3 protein-coding genes and 1 pseudogene are annotated in these 3,632 nt (G+C 41.0%); all 4 read right to left on the bottom strand.

The window, feature by feature from the left end; all coding sequences use genetic code 11:
- Positions 1-183: 183 nt before the first annotated feature.
- On the bottom strand, positions 184-1,149 hold the full coding sequence (locus tag BMY16_RS15215; protein WP_139207263.1) for a L,D-transpeptidase Cds6 family protein: 966 nt from the start codon (positions 1,147-1,149) through the stop codon (positions 184-186).
- Positions 1,150-1,158: 9 nt separating this feature from the next.
- Entirely contained in the window at positions 1,159-1,806 is a 648-nt protein-coding gene (locus BMY16_RS15210; RefSeq protein WP_139207262.1) for a hypothetical protein, read from the bottom strand.
- Positions 1,803-2,768 (bottom strand): hypothetical protein, encoded by a 966-nt coding sequence (locus BMY16_RS15205; RefSeq protein ID WP_091844200.1) that lies wholly within the window; start codon positions 2,766-2,768, stop codon positions 1,803-1,805. The genes BMY16_RS15210 and BMY16_RS15205 overlap by 4 nt, the downstream gene beginning before the upstream one ends.
- Positions 2,769-2,777: 9 nt before the next feature.
- Positions 2,778-3,632 (bottom strand): annotated as a pseudogene (locus BMY16_RS15200) (hypothetical protein); the annotation flags it as partial.

Here is a 3,632-nt window from a genome sequence, read left to right as displayed (position 1 = left end):
CAAAGCGTATCAGAGCGGTAGGTTTGCCATTCAAGTCTTTCACGTTGGAACTTATGGCCGATAAATCAGTCATGTTTTGGTGGAAGTCTTTAATCCAAAAATCTTGGCCTTGTGACATCAGCAACAAAGGCCAAAAAAATAGAAGGATTATAAAAATAGTTCTACAATTTCTCATCTTTATAATTATTTAATATCAAAATCACCTAAGCTGAAAACTTCGTCCCGAGAAAGTGCATGCCCCTCAAGTCTGTCTGGTTGCCAAGTACGGACATGTATTTCTGGTGCCTGTTCGTTGCGGAAATCCCACAACAGAAACAGATAGCCGTCATCATGATAAGTGTTACTTGTGTAGCCCTGATGAAGTGTCACACCATAAAAATTCGGATTTGTCGGATGGCGCATGACCTCTATCTCGTCAAAAGTCACACGAACATATTGCGTCGTATTGAATACGCGTGTCAGATTCCTCAAATATTGTTGCTTCGTCTGCTTATTATATTTGATTTTTTGAGAAGTAAAGCCTTCTGGTTGTTTCTGGGTGATAACCCTACCGGTAATGATAAGAGCATCCTCACTATAGACCATCCTCAGGAAATCTATGTCTTTCTGGTTATAAGCCGTGCGGAATTGCTCAACGTAATCAAGTATCATCTGTCGACGGCGGAGGTCTGTAAGCTCCAGGTTACTATTCACCACATTCATATATAGGTTGACAGAGATAGAGAGATTGAAACTTTCTACATTTCCCTGCTTGTCGAAATTAATCACAGCCTCTTGGTATTCATCTTCGTTGAAGGGGCGTTCTCCTGTCGGCTTCATCATCAGGGGGATGTTGCGAATCTGATAACCAGAACTTGTGGAAATGCCGTGTTCGACGATTTCATCATCAATGCAGACAAAGGGGGTGTTCTCCCAAAGCATTGACATAGACCGCTGTACCTGAGCATTGACTCCCATCACATTGAAGTTCAAGTTGCGATTCTCATTCTGTGCTGCATTTACTTCGTTTAAGATTCGACTTGCAGCGTTTTCAATCTTCACCTTAACGGAAGGGTTATCAATACCATCCGAGACAATCACATTAATTGCTTTGGCATTCAAATTGAATGTCAGCATGCAGAGAAGTAAAAGTAACACGCGATTTTTCATCTTTTTTGTTTATTTTAGCTGGAACCAGATGGCTCCACAGTTTTTATAATTTGTAACCATATCTTGTTCTAAAGTTTTCAGATTTACGACCTTGTCGGCAGTATGCTTCATGACAGCAACGATCTCTCCCTCCTTATTATATATAAAAAGATAACATAAATCATTGTTTGGCAAATTCTTAAATTTTCCGTATGCTTTAAGTTTACCCTTACTCTCCAATAGTTTGATATAAGGCTCAATCTTATAGAAACTGTCTAACGTTACCATTTCCAGTTCCTCTTCATTCAGCATGATTTTTTCTTCTTTTATCTCAGGTTCAGGATGCTCAACCTTAATGGAGTCTTTAGAAATGTATACAAATACTCTATATAAGTAGTAACGCATCATTTGAATTTCTTTACGGTGGAGTCTGATTTCTCGTAATTCGACATCAGAAAGATCCATATCGTATTGCAGTTTAACCCATTCAGAAAGCTTCATGTTAAAAATTGTATTTGCGTTTGTTTCAGCATCTTTAAGCTTTTCCATAGTAGCTTCTGCATAAATCAGGGTTGTATCACGCTTCAAAGCATTGATTTGTCTATTTATAGCTATATCCTGAGCAGAAATGTTCAGGCTTATAAACCAAACTGAAACTAATAATATGTATTTTCTCATTTCCATTGAATTTTCTTACGATTTTTAGATTCCTTACTAAACAGTTCTTTCACATTGTGAATGGGAATATAGGGTGTCAATCTTGCTTTGAGGATACAGTTTCTATCTGCGGTGAACTTGTCAGGAATCACGACTGACATCAGATGATTGAACCCTAGTTCACGACTTTGGGCGATTACTATTGCGATAATGCCGTCCTGCCGATGTTCTTCTATGCCAAAGAATAATTTCAGATTCCATGCTGCACAGTAGTTCAACCACTCTTCAAGAGTGATGAAATAGTTTATGCTCTTCATACCATATACCGACTGCTCTATATACAAACGGTGATGAGTATCTGCAATGTGGCCTAATAACAGATTTGCTGCAGCATATTCCAGGTGGGCCTTGTCATACACGGGTAGGCTGTCATCAAGATGGTAATAAACGGCATTGGTCATATCCTCCAACTCAAAACGTTCCGATTGGTATTTCAATACGCTGTCCTTTGTCAGAGCGTAGGAATGTGGCATCTCCGGCTTTCCTTTTCGTTGAAGAGAGTCAGTGAGAAACTCCTTGAATCGTTGTTGTGCCTCGTCTTGCTTCATCCCGAGTAGCAAATCGTACTGAGCAGGAAATGCGATTGTCACGAAAGGCCGCTGATCCTTCATCCATCCCACCTCGTAATAACGATCATTAAGATTAATGGAAAAGGGCATTGTATCATTCACTTGACTAAGATCCGCGATGGAGCCGCGTCTGAAAAACACTTTGTCATCGGCTAATCTCGTCTTGAGGGTGATTGCATCCAGCCCTTGGTGCTGAGCAGCGTAGCGCTCAAGAAAGTCCATGACAATTGTCTGTAATTTGCCAGCAGCCTGTCGCTGCTCAGAACTGAAGAACTTCACATTCTGAGCAGAAAAGCTGGTGGCGTAAGCCATCAACAGACAAAGGAACATGTATCGAACTCTTATCTTTGCCATTCTACCAAATTACTTACCAATAATAATACTACCTTTTACCTGATGGTCACTTCCATACCAGATACCTTGGACCAGATGCCCATCAGAAAACTCACCTATCACATAATCGCCAGGCTCAGCAACACGGCCTTTAGGATCACGGCTATCAATGATGTGTGAAGTCTTAAATGTAAGTCGACCATTTACGTCATGAGGCATTCCATTCTTCAATGCTCCTCTGAAAGTGGCATAACCGAAATTCTTGGTCCCAGTTGTCATTGTAGAGCGCTCTCGCTGCTGAGACGATGACTCACTATAAGCTGCACCAGATGTGCGACGGGATGAGACTTTTTGTTTTTTCTCCTTCTTTGGCGTCGCTTGCTTCCCTTTGGCAAGATTTTGCAGACTATCCTGCTTGGCTTGAGAGACTTCCATCTGATAAGTAGAATCTGTCTCTTCTTTGGCCTTTTGATTATCTTTGTCTCTGTTCTCATCTCTATCCTTTTCCCTTTCTATAGATTCTCTTCGGTCCTCATAACGATCCTTATCCTCGTCACTAGACTGGAAGATAAGCAGATATCCAGCTAAGCATGCCAACAATAGAGCAGAAATCAGCCACCATATACCAGATGTGGAAGATCTATGCTGCCCTTTATGGGGATTCATGGGCTTAAGGGGGTGCTCAAGATCGACACGCATCTCTGATGCCGATTGGTATCTGTCTTGCTGTTTCTTTGCTGTGGCTTTTTCAATAATGCGGCGGATGGCCTTATATGGCACATTCTTTAAAGGCAACTTTTCATTAATCTGCTTCTTGATAATTTCTGCCATAGTGCCTTCAAAGGGCAAACTGCCTACGATAAACTGATAAAGCATAATACCCAC

The sequence above is a fragment of the Prevotella sp. ne3005 genome (assembly GCF_900110085.1).
Lineage (GTDB): Bacteria > Bacteroidota > Bacteroidia > Bacteroidales > Bacteroidaceae > Prevotella.
The sequence above is the reverse complement of the archived record's forward strand: the minus strand, read 5'-3'. Positions and strand labels throughout refer to the sequence as shown.

Coding starts and splice junctions, on each gene's coding strand:
- BMY16_RS15215 (WP_139207263.1), bottom strand. CDS start 1,149: ATGAAAAATCGCGTGTTACTTTTACTTCTCTGCATGCTGACATTCAAT.
- BMY16_RS15210 (WP_139207262.1), bottom strand. CDS start 1,806: ATGAGAAAATACATATTATTAGTTTCAGTTTGGTTTATAAGCCTGAAC.
- BMY16_RS15205 (WP_091844200.1), bottom strand. CDS start 2,768: ATGGCAAAGATAAGAGTTCGATACATGTTCCTTTGTCTGTTGATGGCT.